The sequence below is a fragment of the Shewanella sp. KX20019 genome, from assembly GCF_016757755.1.
Taxonomy (GTDB): domain Bacteria; phylum Pseudomonadota; class Gammaproteobacteria; order Enterobacterales; family Shewanellaceae; genus Shewanella.
Genome location: NZ_CP068437.1, coordinates 5,285,090 through 5,306,509, shown reverse-complemented (window position 1 = coordinate 5,306,509; position 21,420 = coordinate 5,285,090). Strand labels below are relative to the sequence as shown.

The 21,420-nt window shown below is 43.0% G+C and carries 21 protein-coding genes; 17 read left to right on the top strand and 4 right to left on the bottom strand.

Features of this window, described 5'->3' with window-relative positions; genetic code table 11:
- The first annotated feature begins 445 nt into the window (after positions 1 to 445).
- The 5 genes from rpmH (at position 446) to mnmE (ending at position 4,301) form a co-directional block, all read left to right on the top strand.
- Positions 446 to 583 (top strand): 50S ribosomal protein L34, encoded by a 138-nt coding sequence (gene rpmH, locus JK628_RS23060; protein WP_202287251.1) that lies wholly within the window; start codon positions 446 to 448, stop codon positions 581 to 583.
- A 15-nt stretch (positions 584 to 598) separates the two neighbouring features.
- Positions 599 to 955, top strand: a complete 357-nt coding sequence (gene rnpA, locus JK628_RS23055) for a ribonuclease P protein component (RefSeq protein WP_202287250.1) — start codon at positions 599 to 601, stop codon at positions 953 to 955.
- Positions 922 to 1,176: a membrane protein insertion efficiency factor YidD gene (yidD, locus tag JK628_RS23050; RefSeq protein WP_202287249.1), complete on the top strand. Its 255-nt coding sequence runs from the start codon at positions 922 to 924 to the stop codon at positions 1,174 to 1,176. Before rnpA ends, yidD begins: the two co-directional genes overlap by 34 nt.
- A 3-nt stretch (positions 1,177 to 1,179) precedes the next feature.
- Positions 1,180 to 2,814: a membrane protein insertase YidC gene (gene yidC / locus JK628_RS23045; protein WP_202287248.1), complete on the top strand. Its 1,635-nt coding sequence runs from the start codon at positions 1,180 to 1,182 to the stop codon at positions 2,812 to 2,814.
- A 125-nt stretch (positions 2,815 to 2,939) separates the two neighbouring features.
- Positions 2,940 to 4,301, top strand: a complete 1,362-nt coding sequence (gene mnmE / locus JK628_RS23040; protein WP_202287247.1) for a tRNA uridine-5-carboxymethylaminomethyl(34) synthesis GTPase MnmE — start codon at positions 2,940 to 2,942, stop codon at positions 4,299 to 4,301.
- 444 nt (positions 4,302 to 4,745) lie between these two features.
- Here mnmE and JK628_RS23035 read toward each other — a convergent pair whose 3' ends face one another.
- Complete coding sequence (locus JK628_RS23035) at positions 4,746 to 7,259, bottom strand: helicase-related protein (protein ID WP_202287246.1); 2,514 nt, start codon at positions 7,257 to 7,259, stop codon at positions 4,746 to 4,748.
- 147 nt (positions 7,260 to 7,406) lie between these two features.
- Positions 7,407 to 8,705, bottom strand: coding sequence for a restriction endonuclease (locus JK628_RS23030; RefSeq protein ID WP_202287245.1), 1,299 nt, complete (start codon positions 8,703 to 8,705; stop codon positions 7,407 to 7,409).
- A gap of 124 nt (positions 8,706 to 8,829) precedes the next feature.
- Here JK628_RS23030 and JK628_RS23025 point away from each other — a divergent pair, with 124 nt between their 5' ends.
- Entirely contained in the window at positions 8,830 to 9,171 is a 342-nt protein-coding gene (locus JK628_RS23025; protein ID WP_202287244.1) for a hypothetical protein, read from the top strand.
- A 295-nt stretch (positions 9,172 to 9,466) separates the two neighbouring features.
- Here the strand turns inward: JK628_RS23025 and JK628_RS23020 are convergent, their stop codons facing one another.
- A complete protein-coding gene (locus JK628_RS23020) occupies positions 9,467 to 10,396 on the bottom strand; it encodes a DUF1186 domain-containing protein (protein WP_202287243.1) in 930 nt (309 codons plus the stop codon).
- Positions 10,397 to 10,691: 295 nt separating this feature from the next.
- On the opposite strand from JK628_RS23020, the gene JK628_RS23015 reads away from it, so the two are divergent.
- On the top strand, positions 10,692 to 11,336 hold the full coding sequence (locus JK628_RS23015) for a LysE family translocator (protein ID WP_202287242.1): 645 nt from the start codon (positions 10,692 to 10,694) through the stop codon (positions 11,334 to 11,336).
- 156 nt (positions 11,337 to 11,492) lie between these two features.
- Here the strand turns inward: JK628_RS23015 and JK628_RS23010 are convergent, their stop codons facing one another.
- A complete protein-coding gene (locus JK628_RS23010) occupies positions 11,493 to 12,902 on the bottom strand; it encodes an alanine/glycine:cation symporter family protein (protein ID WP_202287241.1) in 1,410 nt (469 codons plus the stop codon).
- A gap of 285 nt (positions 12,903 to 13,187) precedes the next feature.
- Here JK628_RS23010 and mioC point away from each other — a divergent pair, with 285 nt between their 5' ends.
- The 10 genes from mioC to atpH all read left to right on the top strand — a co-directional run bounded on the left by mioC (position 13,188) and on the right by atpH (position 21,413).
- Positions 13,188 to 13,628, top strand: a complete 441-nt coding sequence (gene mioC / locus JK628_RS23005) for an FMN-binding protein MioC (RefSeq protein ID WP_202287240.1) — start codon at positions 13,188 to 13,190, stop codon at positions 13,626 to 13,628.
- A gap of 460 nt (positions 13,629 to 14,088) precedes the next feature.
- Entirely contained in the window at positions 14,089 to 15,978 is a 1,890-nt protein-coding gene (mnmG, locus tag JK628_RS23000; RefSeq protein ID WP_202287239.1) for a tRNA uridine-5-carboxymethylaminomethyl(34) synthesis enzyme MnmG, read from the top strand.
- 119 nt (positions 15,979 to 16,097) lie between these two features.
- Positions 16,098 to 16,721: a 16S rRNA (guanine(527)-N(7))-methyltransferase RsmG gene (gene rsmG, locus JK628_RS22995; protein ID WP_202287238.1), complete on the top strand. Its 624-nt coding sequence runs from the start codon at positions 16,098 to 16,100 to the stop codon at positions 16,719 to 16,721.
- 217 nt (positions 16,722 to 16,938) lie between these two features.
- Entirely contained in the window at positions 16,939 to 17,727 is a 789-nt protein-coding gene (locus tag JK628_RS22990) for a ParA family protein (protein WP_202287237.1), read from the top strand.
- 10 nt (positions 17,728 to 17,737) lie between these two features.
- Complete coding sequence (locus tag JK628_RS22985; RefSeq protein ID WP_202287236.1) at positions 17,738 to 18,625, top strand: ParB/RepB/Spo0J family partition protein; 888 nt, start codon at positions 17,738 to 17,740, stop codon at positions 18,623 to 18,625.
- A 223-nt stretch (positions 18,626 to 18,848) separates the two neighbouring features.
- Positions 18,849 to 19,232, top strand: coding sequence for an ATP synthase subunit I (locus JK628_RS22980; protein ID WP_202287235.1), 384 nt, complete (start codon positions 18,849 to 18,851; stop codon positions 19,230 to 19,232).
- Between the two features lie 12 nt (positions 19,233 to 19,244).
- On the top strand, positions 19,245 to 20,039 hold the full coding sequence (atpB, locus tag JK628_RS22975; protein WP_202287234.1) for a F0F1 ATP synthase subunit A: 795 nt from the start codon (positions 19,245 to 19,247) through the stop codon (positions 20,037 to 20,039).
- Positions 20,040 to 20,103: 64 nt separating this feature from the next.
- On the top strand, positions 20,104 to 20,355 hold the full coding sequence (atpE, locus tag JK628_RS22970; RefSeq protein WP_011639455.1) for a F0F1 ATP synthase subunit C: 252 nt from the start codon (positions 20,104 to 20,106) through the stop codon (positions 20,353 to 20,355).
- Positions 20,356 to 20,392: 37 nt separating this feature from the next.
- Positions 20,393 to 20,863: a F0F1 ATP synthase subunit B gene (gene atpF / locus JK628_RS22965; protein WP_202287233.1), complete on the top strand. Its 471-nt coding sequence runs from the start codon at positions 20,393 to 20,395 to the stop codon at positions 20,861 to 20,863.
- A gap of 16 nt (positions 20,864 to 20,879) precedes the next feature.
- Positions 20,880 to 21,413, top strand: coding sequence for a F0F1 ATP synthase subunit delta (gene atpH, locus JK628_RS22960; protein WP_202287232.1), 534 nt, complete (start codon positions 20,880 to 20,882; stop codon positions 21,411 to 21,413).
- The last annotated feature ends 7 nt before the right edge of the window (positions 21,414 to 21,420 follow it).

The following is a 21,420-nucleotide window of genomic DNA, read 5'->3' as shown; positions in this document are numbered from 1 at the left end:
GTACTTATCCCCAAAAGATCATACAAAAGAGGTGTATTCTATAGTGAGATCACGCTGATCGCTATCCTTTAAATATATTTATCCCCAGATAGAACAGAGAAGCGATAAGATCTCGATCTTAAGCGATCGGTTGCGATCAAAAATAGTGCGAAAACCCTCAAATCCAGCTTTATAAAGCGATCCAGATCGATCTATAATAGTTCAACTTCGATCTGCTTTTTGATCGGCTTAACCACTAGATATAGTGGTAACTCACAGAGTTATCCACAATTTATAGTAGCCTTTAACTATCGAAGATAATACTGAGATGGCATTATTTCATCACTTAAGTCGATTGCGTATTGACGTGCATAACTAAAGTGATTACAATTCGGCCTCTTTTTTGCCCTTACCTCTAATTTCTAGAGACTAAGGTTTATTAACCTAACAAAGACGGATTGCCATAATGAGTAAACGTACTTTTCAACCTAGCAACCTGAAGCGCAAGCGTTCTCACGGCTTTCGCGCTCGCATGGCAACTGTAGGTGGCCGCAAGGTTATCCAACGTCGTCGTGCTAAAGGTCGCGCTCGTCTTTCTGCTTAATAAGTAGAGATGCAAGTGACCAGCTATACCTTTACGCGGGAGTTACGTTTGTTAACTCCCGCGCAATTTAAATCTGTCTTTACCAAACCTATCAAAGCGTCTTCCGCTGAAATAACTTTACTTGCGATTCCAAATTCTGAACAACATCCACGTTTAGGACTCACAGTTGCCAAGCGTTATGTAAAGAAAGCTCATCAACGAAATCGAATTAAACGTATTATTAGAGATAATTTTCGTTTACACCAGCATGATCTTCCCGCTGTGGACATCGTTGTACTAGTCAGAAATGGCGTGCTTGATATGGAAAGTGCAGAACTCAAAAAATTGGTAGAAAAGCTATGGCGAAAACTCTCTCGCCGTTACAATGGCTAGCAACTACGATTATTCGTGGCTACCAAGTACTCATAAGTCCCATGCTGGGACCTCGTTGTAGGTTCAATCCAACATGTTCACACTATGCAATTGAAGCTATTCGTTTGCATGGATTTGTGAAAGGATGTTGGTTTGCAGCGAAACGCATATTAAAATGTCACCCTTTACATCCGGGTGGTGAAGACCCCGTCCCTCACAAAAAAAATAGGTGCGATAAATAGGCTATGGAATCTCAACGCAATATATTGCTTATCGGTCTGCTTTTTGTCAGCTTTTTACTGTGGCAACAATGGCAAACGGATAATGCTCCTCAACCGGTTGTAGCGCAAACTCAATCTTCAGTAGCAGCGTCTACTGTTGCCGATGCGCATAGTTCAGACGTTCCGGATGCTGATTCAGCATTACCAGAAGTGATTACCGCTTCTAAAGAACTGATCACTGTGACCACTGACCAACTTGAAATCAAAATTGATCCAATTGGCGGTGACATCGTTTATTCAGCTTTGCTTTCTCATAAGCTTGAGCTAGATGGTGATGACCCATTTGTTCTGCTAGAGCAAACTAATGACATCTATTACATCGCTCAAAGTGGTCTAATCGGTCGTGATGGTATTGATAGCAGCACTACTGGTCGCGCTCATTTCGATAGCACTGCCCGCGATTATGATTTAGCAGCAGGCCAAGACACATTAAATGTGCCATTAACCTATGTTGCAGCTAACGGCGTAACTTACACTAAATTATTTACCTTCTATCGTGGTAAATACAATGTTGATGTTGATTACAAAATCAACAACACCTCTAGTGCTCAGCTACAAGTTCAGATGTATGGTCAAATCAAGCACAGCATCAAAAAAAGCGAAAGCAGCATGATGATGCCGACTTATCGTGGTGGCGCATTCTCAACAGCAGATACACGCTACGAGAAATACAGCTTCGACGATATGGCTGATAAGAACCTAGACAAGGCAACGTTGGGTGGTTGGGCTGCAATGCTACAACACTATTTCGTGTCTGCTTGGGTACCACCAGCAACCGATAAAAACATTATCTTCTCAAGCGTAAGCGCGGGTGGATTAGCGAATATCGGTTTCCGTGGCGCACTATATGACATTGCACCTGGTAGCGAACAAAACATTAGAGCTCAGTTCTATGTTGGTCCTAAAGATCAAGAAGCGCTGTCAGCCATCTCTGACTCTTTAAACCTAGTTGTTGATTACGGCTTCCTTTGGTGGATTGCAGTTCCAATTTACAAACTACTGATGTTCTTCCAGTCGTTAGTGACCAACTGGGGTATCGCAATTATCCTTATTACACTGACGGTCCGTGGTATGTTGTATCCGCTGACTAAAGCGCAATACACCTCTATGGCGAAGATGCGTAACCTTCAGCCAAAACTAGCGGAAATGAAAGAGCGCTTAGGTGATGACCGTCAGAAGATGGGTCAAGCGATGATGGAGCTGTACAAGAAAGAGAAAGTTAACCCTATGGGTGGCTGTCTACCAATCTTGCTACAGATGCCTATTTTCATCGCACTATACTGGGTGTTGCTTGAAAGCGTTGAGCTACGTCATGCACCATTCATGTTATGGATCACCGACTTGTCAGTACAGGATCCATACTATGTAATGCCTATCTTGATGGGTATCTCAATGTTTGTGATGCAGAAGATGCAGCCAATGGCACCGACAATGGATCCAATGCAAGTTAAGATGATGCAGTGGATGCCAGTTATCTTTACCGTATTCTTCCTATGGTTCCCAGCAGGTCTGGTTCTATACTGGTTGGTAGGTAACTTAGTCGCGATTACACAGCAAAAGATTATCTATGCTGGTCTGGAGAAGAAAGGGTTAAAATAACGCTTAGCTCCGACTAATAAAAAGCGGTCTAATACTGAGTATTGACCGCTTTTTTGCTATCTATGTAAAGACAATATTTTTAACTTCACAGCTAACTGCTGAAAATGAGATTAGGAAACACAGTAATGACAACAGATACTATCGTGGCACAAGCGACCGCTCCAGGTCGTGGCGGTGTAGGTATTATTCGCGTATCTGGCGACTTAGCTAGCAATGTAGCTATGGCGGTACTTGGGCACATACCTAAAACCCGTTATGCCGATTACTGTGACTTTAAAAGCAATCAGGGCGATGTTATCGACCAAGGTATCGCTTTATACTTTAAAGGTCCCAACTCGTTTACCGGTGAAGATGTATTAGAGCTGCAAGGTCACGGCGGCCAAATTGTGCTTGATATGCTGATTAAGCGCGTGATGGAAACTGAAGGTTTGCGCATCGCCAAGCCAGGTGAGTTCAGCGAACAGGCTTTTATGAACGACAAGCTCGACCTAACGCAGGCAGAGGCCATTGCTGACCTGATTGATGCCACCAGTGAACAAGCCGCTAGAAGCGCCTTAAACTCGCTACAGGGCGAATTCTCTACTCAGGTACATGAACTGGTCGAACAGGTCACCAACCTGCGCTTATACGTTGAGGCAGCTATAGACTTTCCAGATGAAGAGGTAGACTTCCTATCCGATGGTAAAATCTCTGGCTCGTTAAATCGCATTATCACTCAACTCACCTCCGTGCAGGCCAGTGCCAAGCAGGGATCTATCATCCGAGAAGGGATGAAAGTGGTTATTGCTGGCCGTCCTAACGCAGGAAAATCAAGCTTACTTAATGCCCTTGCCGGTAAAGAGTCTGCCATTGTTACCGAAATAGCGGGTACCACTCGCGATGTACTGCGCGAACATATCCATCTCGACGGCATGCCACTGCATATCATTGACACCGCAGGCCTACGCGATACTGCCGATACTGTTGAAAAAATTGGTATTGAACGCGCATGGGACGAGATAACAAGCGCAGATCAAGTGTTGTTTATGGTTGATGGCACCACGACTAATGCTGTTGATCCACACGAAATCTGGCCAGACTTTATCGATCGATTACCTAAAAACTTGGGCATTACTGTGGTGCGAAATAAAGCCGATCTCACCGGTGAAACACTCGATATTACCGAAGAAGCAGGCCACCCTGTGCACCGTATCTCCGCTAAAACGGGTTTAGGCGTAGCAGCACTGCAGCAACACCTAAAATCATTAATGGGTTACCAGAGCAATCTAGAGGGTGGCTTTATTGCCCGTCGTCGCCATTTAGAAGCGCTCGACCTGGCCAGCAGCCATTTAGATATCGGTAAAGAGCAGCTAGAGGTTTATCAAGCCGGCGAGTTGCTGGCAGAAGAGTTGAGAATGGCGCAATTGGCGTTATCGGAGATCACCGGTAAGTTCACTTCAGACGATCTGCTTGGCAAGATTTTCAGCTCTTTTTGTATTGGTAAGTAATACTTTTACAAACATTGCTAAACCATACGCTACACAGTTAAAAAGCTATTAGTCTAGATCTTGCCATCAAGATCTAGACCAATAACAAGCCCTCAATGTAAGCCTATATTTACAGCGCGATCGCTATAGATCGTCAACTGTAAACCTCACCTCATATGCCCGCTAAATTAAGATCGTAAAATACAAGTATCAACAGAGATATCAACAAGCAAACTCGATCTGTGGATAGATCTAAACACTTAATTCAATCTAGATGTAAGCTACTGTTATTAAACACTTAAAAACGTAAAGGAACAGTTTAAGATCTAAAAAAACAGTGCTAAAAATAGATCTTTCTTGATAAGTTATACTCAGAAAAAAAATACTTCCAAATTAAACCTGTGCAAAAGTGTATTTCCTGTGGTTAAAATCAATGATTAGTGCTATCGATCCTTAGTACTAGATCTACTTAACATCAACCACACGGCTAGCTTTGCGGTATTGGATCTTCCAGCCGACCCAGCGCGGTAACTCCCAGCGTTTAGGCCCCTGTTTACGGCCACCGTTAACGTAATCTAAAATCACCAGCTTGCGTTTAGGTTCATAGCTAACAGTGAGTTTAAGCTCAGGCAGCTGTAATGCTGCCGGATAAAGCTGATCAAACTCCTCACGTTGCCACTCGGGTATACCGTCAAACAGTAAATCATCACCCTCAAGTAAGCCTAAATCCTCAAAGCTCTCTACCCCTAACTGCACCAGCTTGTCTTTAAGGTAGGTATCAAGCGCTAAAGGCTGCTTAATCTCACTTTCAAACTCAGCCGTTTTACCCAGCGCAAACCATATATTCCATGCGGCAATATCCGCAGCTAAACGCTTAGCGACACCCGACAACTCCCGCCCCTGAATAATACTGCGAGCAATAGCCTCAGTAGCCTGCTCACCTGATGCTCGTTCAAAACGAGAATCTATTACTCTGCCAGCATATAAACACTCAATAAGCACTTTACGGCTAGCAGAACGCTCTTTGTTTTCAGCTAACCTATCTTCGCCTAATCCCGCTTGGCAAAGTAGTTGAGTCGAAATGGGCGCCATGACTGCAGCCAAGTTCAATGTCTGCTTAACCCCTTTACCCGCTATAGAGTGTTGATCAAACACCACAGCCGCTATTGCAGCTTCTTTGCCGGCAAAATCTTTAAGCTCTGGACTAAAGCGGCTATCACGGCCAATTTGCACCTCACTAAAACCATTGCCTAATGCTTGTACCCGTTTAATACGCCTAACAAACGCCAGTTCAGGCAGCGCCTTAATCACCGCCAATAACCAACGGTTTCGCAACGGCTCAGATTGTCGGTCTAGCACCGTAGCCCTGTTCAGCTTATGCAGACCTAACCCTTGCCTAATTTGGTTAGCCAGCCTGCGGGCCTCTTTAATCGCGTTATGTTCAATATTCAGAAAATCGACAGCCGGCTCTCGTAGCAGTTTTACCAATGTAAAAGCATCACAACCCAGCGGTTCCCAGTCATGTAGCGACTTAATATCGTATTCCGCTGCTGGTTGCTGATACAAACGCTGTGGCACACTAATCGCCGCGGCCAAATCCACCATTAACTCGGTACATTCATCATCAGGCATAGCACTAATCAGATGGGCAAACTGAGTGTCTATCGGTAATGGGAATAACTTTCTGCCATGGGCGGTCACTTTACCCTGTTGATCAATCGCGCCCATCGCCAATAAACGATTTTCAGCAATCGCCAATGGTTTACTGTTAATAGCATCAACAAACCCGAGTTCAGCTAAACGCATGCCGCTGCATGCTGCTGCCAACATAGGTTCAACGAGTTCTTCACGCTGTAATTCTGGCGGTGTCATCGCCTCTAATGGCGCGTGTTCTCCCCACAAGCGCACACACTGGCCAGCTTGTGTTCGGCCCGCACGGCCTTTTCGCTGTTCACTACTCGCTCTTGATATTCGCGCCAACGACAATACGGTTCGGCCATTGCGCTGATGAGTGCGCCGCTCTAGCCCAGAATCAATCACCGCCGTCACCCCTGGAATAGTCAAAGAGGTTTCAGCGATATTGGTGGAGAAAATAACCCGTTGTTTAGCCGCGCTGGCCAGTAATGACTGCTGCTCAGCGGCAGATATGCCACCATGTAGTGCGACTAAATCAATATTAGCCGTGCTATCGCTTGATTCAGATGCTGGCTTAGCTTGAGAAAGAGACTGACAAGCCTGTAAACAAGATTGAATTTCACGCTTACCAGGTAAAAACACTAAAACATCGCCAGATGTTTTGCTCAGCAATGATGTCACTGCCGTTTTTACTTTTTGCTCTATGCTCGATATATCTGGTAACTGCTGACTATCAGTTGACTGGTACGTTAGTTCCACGTGAAACATTTTACCTTTCGCCAACAATCTTTTTGAACTAACTCCAATAGAATCAGATAGGTACTCATTGAGTCTTGCACCGTCAATGGTTGCCGAAGTCAATATTAACCGATGTTGGACACGCTTTTTAAGTAAAGCTAACAGCAGATCGGTATCCCAACGGCGCTCATGAAACTCATCAATAATCACCGTATCAAAACACGCTAAGCCCGCCTTTTCATCTTGTCCTTCCTGATCCATCGAAAGCCACCGCAACGCAATACCCGGCGTCACAAAGGCAATATCAGTGTGTTCATCAACCGTTGAATCAAAACGGATGGCATGGCCTACGTTTAAAGGTTCTTGGCTATTTTTAGCCAATGAACCAACAAAAGATGCCAACGCCAAACAAGCTACCCGCCGTGGTTCAACCACCAATACACGGCGTTTTTTGCCATTTTCATCAGGCTCTACACACCAGAGCGGTAAACGAGTTGACTTGCCCGAGCCTGTATCAGACTCAACCACTAAATGATTGTCTTTAAAAGCAGACTTAAACTCTTGATAGAGGGCGTCTATGGGTAGTGTAGTTTTATTGGTGGGCATTATTTCTACTTAATACATATTTAGAGCTAAAAGAGCAGCTTGGGAGAACGATGAGGTAGTTTTCAAGGTAAAAGCTAGTCACCATGTAGGGATAATTGGCATGGACTATATTAATTTAAAAATAGATGAGCTAATAGCAAGTAAAGCTTAAAAATTCAAAATTTCTTCCGCTTGTCTTTGTTTTAGTCGCGCTGGATAGTCCTTATCCATAGCGACTAAAAAGCTGTTCACGTCACTAAACTCTTCACTTTCATAGACAATTTTAGCGACTTCTTCAGCAACTCTTAGTCCATGGATCAAAATGATGGGGTACTTGTCTTCAATCACTTCTCGTTGAACCGAATCAGAGAAATAGCTAGTTGTAACATATACACCTAACCAACCACGCTTAAGGCGGGCAACTGTTCGCGCAATATGGTTACCACCTGTAGGACTATTTAATGCTTCGCACTTAGCTTGGCCTAATACAATCAGTTCAACTTTGGAAAAGCCACTGCCTAATATGACTTTACCAATAAAGTCTGCGCCACCATCGCTGGAACCTTGAGTTACCCAACCTTTCTGGTAAATACCGTATTCCCTATCTATCACCCGAGCGGCAATCACTTCTGCAAGCGCCTCGAATCTATGTTTTTTGTTGGTGTAATAGGTATAGATCTCGTTCAGTACTCGATCTAATTCTGAACCAGGAATAGGCTTTTGATTAACAGTTTTTTCAAGACTTAATTTTGAAACACGACGACGGAGTTTATTGAGAGAATTACTTCCCTCAGCTAGCCATCGGCACCAACTTTTAGGTGCAGCTTTATTAGTGTTAACCAGTGAAAACCCTTTTTTACGCCGGTCATTGATCCAATCCCACTCAAACTGCTCATGTTCAGTCGCTATGCAAAGAACTGTGAAATCAAAAGCATAATTGGTAAATGAGCGCTCCAATTTATTATCCCACTGAGTCACAAGCTCAACACTATTAATAATCCCTAAGCCGTGGAATTGCGGATAACCTTTTGCGACACCATTAATCACGGTGCGCTTAAAGAACAATATCGGTGGAGTTAACAATCTCTCCTCAACAGAATGAGAATGTGATAACCGGAAAGCTTCCAGCAAAGCCTTATTTCCTGGTGCATTAGCAGGGTCTTTACCTGGTTCTTTGTTGTCACCAAAATAGCGAATATGGCCGTTATCGACATCATAGAAATCTTCCCATGGTGTCTCTACAGTGCCTTTTTTATTTGGGCTACTAGAAACGAGTATGGTGGGTCGAACCATCTCACCACAACTAGTTTTTATTCTAGCCGAAGGATTTATACCTTTCTCGAGCTGGAGCTTTTTTGCTTCTAAAGATTTAGTCAAAAAGTGGAAGTTTAGGTGACCATCTTCATAAGGGTTTGCAGCACATACAGGTTTTTTATATCTGAGTACATCGCCAATTTGAATTTCCATATATGACAACTCGTACGAAAGTAGTACCAGCAACAGTAACATAGAGACTAGGCAACAACACAATGTTATTGTTGGGATTTATTGATTTGTAATCAACTATAAAAATCAGTAAAGGAAGTGAATAATGAATAAAAGAGAAGCAATAGATTTAGCTAATAATCAATATAATGCCTCATTAACTACTAGCAATACTCACTTCTCAAACATCAATCAGACTAAGTCAGTGTGGTGGTTAGAGATCCCCATAAGTAAGATTAAGCTAGACACATTAACTGATATCAATTTGCTCCTTAAAGATAAACAAGCTCTACACTGGCTAAAAGTCAGCACTGCATTTCTAAAAGGCAATCTGCAAGGCTTCAAAGTAAGAGATAATAAAGGGGTTATATGCCTAGAGCTCGATATTAATACCTTTTATAACATCGTAGGCCCAGCAAGAGTTTCTTTTAAACCATTCATACAATAACGACTAATCAAAGAAACCATCTGCTTTGTAGAGACGAGGTGTAGATGCGGCTATGGCCGTTGGTAGCATGGATGCTACCGCCGAGCTTACATGGATGTACTTGCAGCGTGTCATAGAAGTGTCAACACATAGTCAGCGACTATGCCCCCCGCTGGAGGCGATAAACACTACAAAGGCTATGGTTCCCCATAGCCCTATCAATCAGTTAGATGAACAAAAGCTCCTTTAATCTTGTGAGCAGGCAAGGAATTCAATTAGTTTACTGACAAGGTTCATCTCTTGATTTACGAGCAACCTAATTCAAGCAGCACTTCTTGTATTTCTTGCCACTACCACAAGGACAGGGATCATTGCGGCCGGCTTGAATATCGGCAATAAAAGGTTGCTTAGGATCAAGGTTTTCAAAATAACTATCGTCTAGTTCCTTTGGCATATTCATCAAATCATCAAAAACCGCCATGAGGTCATCATCATTCATATCAGATTCAGCATTAAAACCTGCCCACTGACTCAATGAGTCGATAACATCATAATCGCCGCTTATTAGGCCACTTTCCCACTCTGAATAACCGATAGACTGATTATCCCAATCGATGATGCATTTATTCTCGGCAGGGCCTTCATCGATTAATTTACTCTCAACATAACCAATAAACTGGTTGTGATATTGATTAAACTCATTAGAAATTAACAGATTAATCAGTTCAAAAAGTGCTATTGAGTTATTATTTTTGAGTAGATTTTCGATAAAGCTAGGCACACCTTGATTAAGTGTTTCTCTATCAATTTGGCCTGTATGCAGTTGAGTAAACAGTGCACTTAAGGCTGCCATTTTAATAATTTCGCCCGCTTGATCAGAGTTAACCAAAAAGCACAGCTGCTCAGGTTGCCCTTGGGCCAAAATATAGTAAGCGGTAGAAAGATCTGAAGCGATAAAGTCACCAAGCAGGGCTTCTAGCGGACTATTACAGTCATCTTTATTGGTGAGATTAATCAAAGAATCAAAACTGCTGTACTGCTTACGATCGATAATAAGGCAGATACCAAAGAATAGTAGGTTAGACTCGGTATCAGACAAGGCATCTTCAGCAATAAACCTTTGCATCAATTCATCGATAACCGGCAGTAACTCAGACCATTGCAATCTGGCCGCCTGCAAAGCACCAATAGGGAGTTCTGTTAAGTCGCCACGACTCAGAGTGGTAATTATCTCGTCTAATTTCATATTACATTCAAGGTATAAAGGTGATGTTGCCTCATAGAGTAGCAAAAGAGCACGCTAAAACCCCAAGTAAAATGGCTCTAACAACGGATAGGCCTATATTCAACATAAAGAGATGGGTAAAAAACTCAAATAATCTAACTTCACGTTCCTCAATATAAAGCTATGTATCAGCCCTCCCGCGTAAACAAACCCTGCCAACCTCAGCTCTCATTTAAACACAACATGACTTTCATTCATGTTGGATAACTGTAGAATCCGCGCCTTGTTTGATTCTTTCCCTATATATAGTGCATTAATGATGATCGATCTAGCGTTACTTCCTTTATACCTCACTACCGTGGTTGCCCTACTCTTGATCCCTGGGCCTGACATGTTACTTATCGCCAGCTCAAGCCTAAGTTATGGCAAAAAAGTTGGTGTTTATGCTAGCTTTGGAAATGCCACTTCGGGCTTAATTTTGACAATACTTGCAGCAATGGGTGTTTCTGCTTTAGTCGCGATGAACCCAATGGCATTAGAGTTATTGCGTATTTTAGGTGCTGCATATTTACTTAAAATGGGCTGGGACTGCATCCGTAGTTCTGCCGCTGAAGCGCCTGAGATTGAGCAGCAAAATAATCTAGCTAAACTGTTATATCGCCGCGCAGTAATGAGTAACTTGTTAAACCCAAAAGCACTGATCTTCTTTGTACTATTCTTGCCGCAATTCGTTTCAACTCAGCTTAGTGCAAGCTCTGGCGAGCAGATGTTAGCGTTAGGTTTGCTGCTTAATGTTATGGGGTTAAGCTTTAATCTTCTGTTGGTGGCATTAGTCGGTACTTTAGGTAAACCATTGCTGAAAAATGAAAAATTTCGCACTTACCAGAATAAATTTATGGGCGTGATATTTTTTGCATTGGCCATCTGGTTATTAGCCTCGCAGGTTCAGTCGGTAGCTTAGCCTATTGATGACGAGTTACTGTCACCGCTATACCTACTAAAAAGAGAAAGGCTCTGCTAATAGCAGAGCCTTTTTTCGTTAAACGCTAAAACCACTTTTTCCGAATTAGCCTTTAACAGAATAACCAAAGCAGTTAATAACAGTGTGCTAACTCCCCTATTTTTCAGATAGTTGTTCAAGCACTTCTGGCTCCCTTTTAGATTGCTTTAGCTTTAATCGCGCAAAATAATCATCAGCAGCAGCTTTAACTTTTGGTGCTAATAATAGTGCCGATACCATGGTAGGAATGGCCATTAGAGCGTAAGCGCCGTCGATAAGATTGATGATCTCGTCTAATGTAGCGGTCGCTGCAAACAAGATAGTCAACAAATATACGTACTGGTATTTTCGCAGCCGCTTTACCCCAAACAGAAAACTAAAGCATTGGCCGCCATAAAATGCCTGAGTGAAGATAGTGCTTATACTAAAAAAGAAAACGCACAATATCAGTAAGTATGGACCAACACCGGGCATAGTTAACGCAAAAGCTTGCGCCGATAAATTAACTCCAGCTGCCTCGCTACCTTGCCAAACACCTGAAATTAGGATGATCATTGCGGTGGCCGTACAAACCAACAAGGTATCAATGGCAGGGCCTAACATAGCCACCAATCCTTCTTTTACTGGCTCATTTGTTTTAGCACTACCATGCGCCATTACCTCGGTACCTATTCCCGCTTCATTCGAAAATGCAGCACGACGAATACCAATCAGCATGGTCCCTAAGATCCCGCCGCCGACAGAATCTAGTGAAAATGCCTCCGTAACGATTAAGGCCATATAAGTAGGGATCTCGCTAATATGGTTGCCAATAACATATAAAGCACAGCCCATATAGATGAAGATCATTAACGGCACTACACTTTGTGCCACGCTGGCGATCCGCTTAATACCGCCTAATATAACGCTACCAACCACGATCATAACCACCACACCCATACTTAGATCAAGCCAAAATGTGTTTTGATCAGCCCCATAAAAACCGGGTTTGATGATTAACCACTCTCTTAAAATCTGCACCAGTTGGTTAGTATTAAACAGTGGGAAATTACCAACAAGACCGACTAAACAGAAAAACACCGCCAAAAATCGCCATTTAGGGCCTAAACCTTCGGTAATAATGTACATAGGTCCGCCTTGTAGCTGACCATTTTCGTCTTTACCGCGGTACATAATCGCCAACGTACAGGTGAAGAACTTGGTTGCCATTCCTACAATGGCGCTGATCCACATCCAAAAAATTGCACCGGGACCACCAACCATAATAGCGACGGCCACACTGCCGATATTGCCCATTCCTACAGTACCGGCCATCGCACTTGATAGCGCACCCGCGTGACTAATTTGCCCTTTAGCCCCCTTATCTGGGTGCTTTCCACGCAAAATAGCGATTGCGTGGCCTATGTATCTAAAGGGAGCAAAGCGGGAATATATAAGGAAGAACAGACCACCACCAACCAATAGAACCAGCATGTGTGGTCCCCAAGCTAGATCAGCAAACTGACCTGTAACTGAAGCTAACGTCATAAAAATACTCATTATTATTGTTATACCTAACAACTACAAATCACAATTGTTAAGTTAATGTTATAACGACATAAGCTATCAGTAATGAGTTAGAACGCAAGGTGCTATTGCTCTAAAAGGTTGTCTATTAATATCTATATAAGGTGGTGTAGACGGCATAAAGCCTAGGCTGTAACTGCTATCTTTACAGTTTAAATAGCCAAGATCGCTTAGCTTACATAGTGGTTTTCACCTATCATGCACAGCATAAACGTAGTTAAAAGCAGCTCAATATTAGGAAGTAACATGGCAAAAGTAGAACTATTAGTAGGCACAACGTTAGGTAGTGCAGAATACGTAGCTGATGAAATATCGGCACAATTGAATGATCTAGGCCATGAAACCATCATACATTTAGCCCCTAATTTGGAGGATCTGGACCCCAATTCGCTATGGTTAATTAGCAGTTCTACTCATGGCGCAGGCGATCTTCCAGACAATATAGTGCCATTTTTGGACGAGATCTTAGCTAAAAAACCGGATCTGGCGAACACCCAATTTGCATTATGTGCCATTGGTGATTCAAGCTACGATACTTTTTGCCAAGGCCCAGAAAAACTGGTGGATGCGCTGGCCTTATGCGGTGCACAAGTTTTTGTGGATAAGATCCAGATCGATGTTCAATACGATCCAATTCCAGAAGAAGCCGCTCTGGCTTGGTTAAGCGGCTGGCAAGATCAACTTTAAGATCCTTTTAATGATCGCTTTCATCTATTAACTTTTAAACAACTCACAGTTTAGATCGTAGTTATCCACATATTAAGTCAAAAAAGGACAAAGATGTGGATAACGTATTATTTAGATCTGATCAACCTCTGTATTAATCGACACCCGATCTGCTCAATGATCCACCTTGTGGATAACTAGCCGATCTATCCCCAAGCTTACGCGAGTTTGATCGCGATCTGATCACAGGTTTGATCGTTTGTTAACTCATGATTTTAATAATGAATTTGGGTTATCCACCGAAAAAGTTTCCCTTAATAATAAACATAATAAGAGATCTATTTAAAGATCTTAAGATCTATTAAGCAGATCGGTGTTGATCAAAACAGGCAAAATAGATCGTTCACCTTAGGCAAAGCAAATGCTAAAATGAGCGGCTCAGAAACAGAATTTTATCCTTTTAACAATCGAAGGCAGTCGAATGCATTTTCATGAACGGTTTGATGTAATCGTTGTTGGTGGTGGTCATGCTGGAACAGAAGCTGCGTTAGCTTCTGCCAGAATGGGTTCCAAAACACTTTTGCTAACCCATAACATAGATACCTTGGGACAGATGTCCTGTAATCCTGCTATCGGCGGCATCGGAAAAGGACACCTGGTTAAAGAAATTGATGCTTTAGGCGGAGCGATGGCCGTTGCCACGGATTACGCAGGTATTCAATTTAGAACATTAAACTCGAGCAAAGGTCCTGCAGTACGAGCGACTCGTGCTCAAGCAGATAGAGCCCTTTATCGACATAAGATCCAAGAGATCTTACAACACCAACCCAATTTACGTATTTTCCAACAAGCGGTAGACGATCTTGTTGTTGAAAATGAAACTGTAGTCGGTGTAGTAACTCAAATGGGTTTAGCCTTCGAAGCACCCGCTGTTGTGTTAACAACCGGTACTTTTTTGAGTGGCAAGATCCATATAGGATTAGAGAATTACAGCGGTGGCCGAGCAGGCGATCCTCCAGCGATAGCATTGGCTCATCGTCTACGTGAATTACCAATTCGAGTTGGCCGCTTAAAAACCGGAACACCACCACGCATTGACGCAAACACTATTGATTTTTCTCAAATGACAGAGCAAAAAGGTGATGATCCATTGCCAGTAATGTCGTTTGTTGGTGATGTAAGCCAGCATCCTGAGCAGGTGTCATGCCATATCACTCATACCAATGAGCGTACCCACGATATTATTCGTGCAGGATTAGATCGTAGCCCAATGTATTCGGGTGTGATCGAAGGTATTGGCCCACGCTACTGCCCCTCTATCGAAGACAAAATTAACCGTTTTGCCGATAAAAATTCGCATCAAATTTTTATTGAACCTGAAGGGTTAAATACCACTGAAATTTATCCTAACGGTATTTCAACCAGCCTACCTTTTGACGTGCAGCTCAATTTAGTTCGTTCAATTAAGGGGATGGAAAACGCAGAGATCATGCGTCCTGGTTATGCGATTGAATATGATTATTTTGACCCTCGGGATCTTAAAAACTCATTAGAGACTAAAACCATTAATGGTTTGTTCTTTGCTGGGCAAATTAATGGCACCACTGGCTACGAAGAAGCCGGTGCCCAAGGCTTGTTAGCGGGGATGAACGCCTCATTGCAAGTTCAAGGAAAAGAGACTTGGTGTCCTCGTCGCGACCAAGCTTACCTTGGGGTATTGGTAGATGATCTATCGACACTAGGCACTAAAGAACCATACCGCATGTTTACTAGCCGTGCGGAATATCGCTTATTGTTACGTGAAGATAATGCCGACCTGCGTTTAACCGAGAAAGGCCGTGAACTTGGTTTAATTGATGATGATCGTTGGGCGAAGTTTAGTGAGAAAAAAGAGTCGATCGAACTTGAGCTTCAGCGTTTACGAAGCCAGTGGATCCACCCTAAATCGCCACTTGTTGATGTGCTGAATCCACATTTAAGAACCCCAATAGCACGCGAAGCCACTTTTGAAGATCTATTGCGTCGTCCTGAGCTCGATTATCCAACATTGATGTCGATTGATGGCTTTGGCCCTGGTATTGACGATCAACGTGCCGCTGAGCAGGTGCAGATCCAAGTTAAATACTCGGGGTATATTCAGCGCCAACAAGATGAGATCGACAAAGCGATTCGAAATGAAACAACTGGATTGCCGCTCGATCTTGATTACCAAGAGGTTCCGGGGTTGTCTAACGAAGTCATTGCAAAGATGAATGAGCACAAACCTGAAACTGTGGGTCAAGCTTCTCGTATCTCAGGCATGACGCCTGCTGCTATCTCAATTTTGTTAGTTCATTTGAAAAAACGCGGTTTATTGAGAAAAAGCGCTTAAATAACGCAATATAACGCCGTTATGCACGATAAAGGGAAGCTTTGAGGCTTCCTTTCATCTTTTCTGCGCTTCATAATACCGATGAATATTTGATTTACATTGTTTCGAGGACACTACCAGTGTTATTTGCCCAGTTAAATGAATACATGGCTGAAGTTGGTCTAGAGGCTACCGAGCAGCAAAAAAAGCAACTTGTTGACTTTGTTGGCATGCTCAATAAGTGGAATAAGGCATTTAACCTGACTTCTGTGCGTGATCCTGAGCAGATGCTCATTCGGCACATAATGGACAGTTTGGTGGTTTCGCCACATCTTCAAGGATCGCGTTTTATTGATGTTGGCACCGGTCCTGGTTTACCGGGGATCCCGTTAGCGATCTTAAATCCTGATAAAGAGTTTGTGTTACTCGACAGTTTAGGTAAACGCATTCGCTTTCAAAAACAGGTTCAATTTGAACTTGGGATCAATAACATTTCGTCGATTGAAAGTCGCGTAGAAGCTTACCAACCAGAAGAGCTGTTTGATGGTGTGTTAAGCCGCGCGTTTGCGTCTATTCAAGATATGCTGCAGTGGTGCCACCATTTACCAAAAGCCGATGGCTGTTTTTATGCGCTAAAAGGTCAGCTAAGTGAAGACGAGTTGGCGAACATGCCTGCTGGATTTTTGGTGACTGATACCATAGAACTGGTTGTGCCAAAGCTAGATGAACAGCGTCATTTGCTGCGTGTGGTTAAGCAAAGTTAATTTGAGGTGTATCTCTAAATTGGAAATACACTCGCTTGTTGTCATGGTTTAGTTGGTCTTTAACGACTAATTTTTGAACCATTGCAGATAAAGCGTACTGAACGGTTGCAATCTTTCAGCGCTTCAAGCAATTTGGTAAAACATTCCCCCTCATTTTTTTAAGACAGCCAATGAGAGAGGGCCGGAATACAATAAAAGTGACTTACAGGGTGATATTGTGGGTAAAGTGATCGCCGTAGCCAACCAGAAAGGTGGCGTCGGAAAAACAACAACTTGTGTTAATTTAGCGGCTTCTTTAGCTGCAACCAAACGTCGTGTGCTGCTGATCGATCTTGATCCGCAAGGTAACGCTACAATGGGCAGTGGGATCGACAAATATACCGTCGAAAATACCGCCTATGAGCTCTTGGTTGAAGAGAAGTCATTCGAAGATGTTGTTTGCCGAAACACTAGCGGAAAATATGATCTTATTGCCGGCAATGGTGACGTTACAGCGGCTGAAATTAAGCTGATGGAGTTTTTCGCTAGAGAAGTTCGCCTGCGTAATGCAATAGCACCGATTAAAGATGACTACGATTACATCTTTATCGACTGCCCGCCTTCGCTCAATATGCTAACCGTTAATGCTATGTCTGCGGCTGATTCAATATTGGTACCTATGCAGTGTGAGTATTATGCATTAGAGGGCTTAACTGCACTGATGGATACCATCACTAAATTAGGTTCCATGGTCAACTCTGGCCTGCATATCGAAGGGATTTTACGGACGATGTATGATCCTCGTAACCGTTTGTCTAACGATGTATCTGACCAACTAAAGCAACATTTTGGAGATAAAGTTTATCGCACTGTGATCCCAAGGAACGTTCGTCTTGCTGAAGCGCCAAGTTTTGGGGCACCAGCTATGTATTACGACAAATCGAGCGCGGGAGCAAAAGCCTACCTCGCATTGGCGGGTGAAATCATTCGCCGAGCAGAGCAATTAGAACTGGCTGAGCAGGATTAAGGAAGTAACAATGACATTGAAGAAAAGAGGCTTAGGAAAAGGCCTTGACGCCCTATTGAGTACTAGCCATGCAGCCAGTAAACGACTAGAACCTAAAGCGGATGAAGCTGAGCAAGATGGCAAAAGTAATGATCTGATTACTTTGGATATCGATAGGCTTCAACCAGGTAAGTATCAGCCTCGTAAAGACATGTCGACCGAAGCATTAGAAGAGCTTGCTGAATCTATTCGTGCTCAAGGAATTATCCAACCTATTGTGGTTCGTAAAGTATCTGCTGACCAATTTGAAATTATTGCCGGTGAACGTCGCTGGCGCGCATCACAGCTTGCTGGGCTGACGAAGATACCTTGTATTGTTAAACAGGTCGCTGATGAAGCTGCTGTGGCAATAGCGTTGATTGAAAACATTCAGCGTGAAGACTTGAATGCGATGGAAGAAGCGATTGCATTAAATCGTTTGATTGAAGAGTTTGAGCTTACCCATCAACAGATTGCTGATGCGGTGGGTAAATCACGTGCAACGGTATCCAATTTATTGCGTTTAAATGGCCTTAATGAGCCGGTTAAACGTATGCTTGAGTATGGCGATATTGACATGGGTCATGGTCGTGCACTGCTTGCAATTGATGGTGACGAGCAGACAAATTTGGCTCGATTAGTCGTTTCTAAAGAATTGACTGTTCGTGAAACTGAACGATTAGTGAATAAAACCTTAAATCAAACTGAAATCGTCGAAAAACCAGCTAAAGATCACGATGTAGTCCGTCTAGAGAGTCAATTAATTGAAAGGCTAGGTGCCAAGGTTTCCCTTACCCACAATAAGAAGGGTAAAGGGAAAATGGTAATTAACTATCAAAATTTGGCTGAATTAGAGGGTATTATCAGCAAAATCCGCTAAAAAACCGAAGTTAACACAATATTATGTAACTTTGTGACATCTGTTAATCTTACACTTTTAGACTTTTGGCCTAGATCACGCTAAAAGTCTCCTTTTTCTAGCTGTTAAACTTGCTTTGAAACACTGAAACGGTATACTTTCGCAAGCTTTTTGTACCTCGGGTTTATACGGATATATTTAGTCCGGTCATCGAAACAGGAAGTGATAATGCGGAGAAGATAAATTGAGCAAGGTTTTAGCACGTCGTGGCCGTTGGTCAGCCTATAAGTTGGTTTTGATACAGGCGGCGGTGGCTGGAAGTGTGTCAGTTTTCTTTTTCGCCATGTGGGGAGCTCAGTATGGTATATCTGCTTTAGCAGGTGGTGCTATTGCTGTACTCCCTAATTTTGTATTCGCAACCCTCGCTTTTTCCCATACGGGAGCAAGCTCCGCAGCTAAAGTTGTTAAGACTTTTTACTGGGGGGAAGCGGTAAAGATGCTGTTAACCATAGCAATGTTTTCGTTGGTGTTTATCTATATTGAAATTGGCTTTATGCCACTTTTTGTTTGTTACACACTGGCGTTAGTAATGCATTGGACAGCCCCTTTATATTTCAAGCAAAGTTAAGTGGGATGAATCATGGCTGCAACTGGTGAAGCGTTAACACCGCAGGGCTATATCCAGCACCACCTTACCAACCTAAGTGTTGGCGAAGGCTTCTGGACATGGCACATTGATTCGTTGTTCTTTTCGGTTGGGCTTGGTGTTTTGTTCTTGTGGCTATTCCGTAGCGTTGGCAAGAAAGCAACTACAGGTGTTCCCGGTAAGCTTCAGTGCTTTATCGAGATGATAGTTGAGTTCGTTGACAGTAGCGTTAAGGAAACCTTCCATGGCCGCAATCCTGTTATTGCTCCGTTGGCATTAACGATTTTTGTATGGGTATTCATGATGAACTTCATGGATATGGTTCCAGTTGACTGGATCCCTTCACTAGCAGCTGCTGCTGGTATCCCTTACATGAAAGTTGTACCAACGACTGACTTAAACATAACCTTTAGTATGGCTTTAGGTGTGTTTGTGCTGATTATTTACTACAGCATTAAAGTCAAAGGCATTTCAGGTTTTGTTAAAGAACTGACCATGCAGCCTTTTAACCATTGGGCAATGATACCCGTCAACTTCCTGCTAGAAACAGTTACTTTGATCGCTAAGCCAATCTCATTGGCACTGCGTTTGTTTGGTAACTTGTATGCGGGTGAGTTGATTTTCATCCTTATTGCGTTGATGTACGGTGCTAACTGGGCGTTATCTACTCTAGGTGTAACACTACAACTAGGTTGGTTAATCTTCCATATTATGGTTATCACTTTACAAGCGTTTATCTTCATGATGTTGACCATTGTTTACTTAAGCATGGCGCATGAAGATCATTAAGGACTGCTGTAGAAATTTTAAACTAAATCATTAATAACAACGATTTAGAATATTGGAGATAGAGATGGAAACTGTATTAGGCATGACAGCTATTGCTGTTGCTCTGTTGATTGGTATGGGTGCATTAGGTACTGCTATCGGTTTCGGCCTACTAGGTGGTAAGTTCTTGGAAGGCGCTGCGCGTCAACCAGAAATGGCTCCTATGCTACAAGTTAAAATGTTCATCGTCGCGGGTCTATTGGACGCCGTTACTATGATCGGTGTTGGTATTGCATTATTTATGCTATTTACTAACCCTCTTGGTGCAATGCTTTAATAAACGCTTCTGTCTTTAAACTTAATAGGAGGCTGTTGTGAATATCAACGCTACCCTACTCGGTCAGACGGTTGCCTTTTTACTCTTCGTGTGGTTTTGCATGAAGTTTGTTTGGCCCCCTTTGATGAATGCCATCGAAGAGCGTCAAAAAAGGATTGCCGACGGTCTAGCCGATGCTGACCGTGCCGTGAAAGACCTTGAGTTGGCACAGGCGAAAGCCACTGACCAGCTAAAAGATGCAAAAGCGACTGCTAACGAAATTATTGAGTCTGCGAATAAACGTAAAGCTCAAATCGTTGATGAAGCTAAAGCCGAAGCTGACACTGAGCGCGCTAAAATTATCGCTCAAGGTCAAGCAGAAATTGAAGCTGAACGTAATCGCGTAAAAGAAGACTTGCGTAAGCAAGTTGCTGTACTAGCTATTGCTGGCGCAGAAAAAATTCTTGAACGTTCGATTGATGAAGCCGCCCACAGTGACATAGTTAATAAACTAGTTGCTGAACTTTAAATAAGGAGTTTGAGTTATGGCTGAAATAACCACCATCGCTCGTCCTTACGCAAAGGCAGCGTTTGACTTTGCTCTTGAACAAAACGCAATAGAAAGTTGGGTAGAAATGCTTAACTTCGCTGCAATGGTTAGTGAAAACGAATCCATGCAGCCTCTATTGTCTGGCTCTTTAGCCAGTAGCCAGCTTTCTGAACTCTTTATTAGAGTTTGTGGAGAGCAGGTCAACGAGCAAGCTCAAAACCTGTTAAAGGTAATGGCTGAAAACGGTCGTTTAGTAGTGCTACCAGCTGTTGCTCAACAATTTGTTGAGATGCAACATGAGTATGCGAAAGAAGTTGAAGCGTTTGTCGTTTCAGCAACCGAGCTGACCTCTGAGCAACAACAGGAAATGAGCGCTTCTTTAGAGAAACGTCTAGCACGCAAAGTTAAGCTGAATTGCAGCATAGATACCAGCCTTATTGCTGGTGTAATTATCACGGCAGGAGACTTAGTCATTGATGGCTCGGTCCGCGGAAAAATTTCGCGTCTGTCTGATACGCTGCAGTCGTAATTGGGAG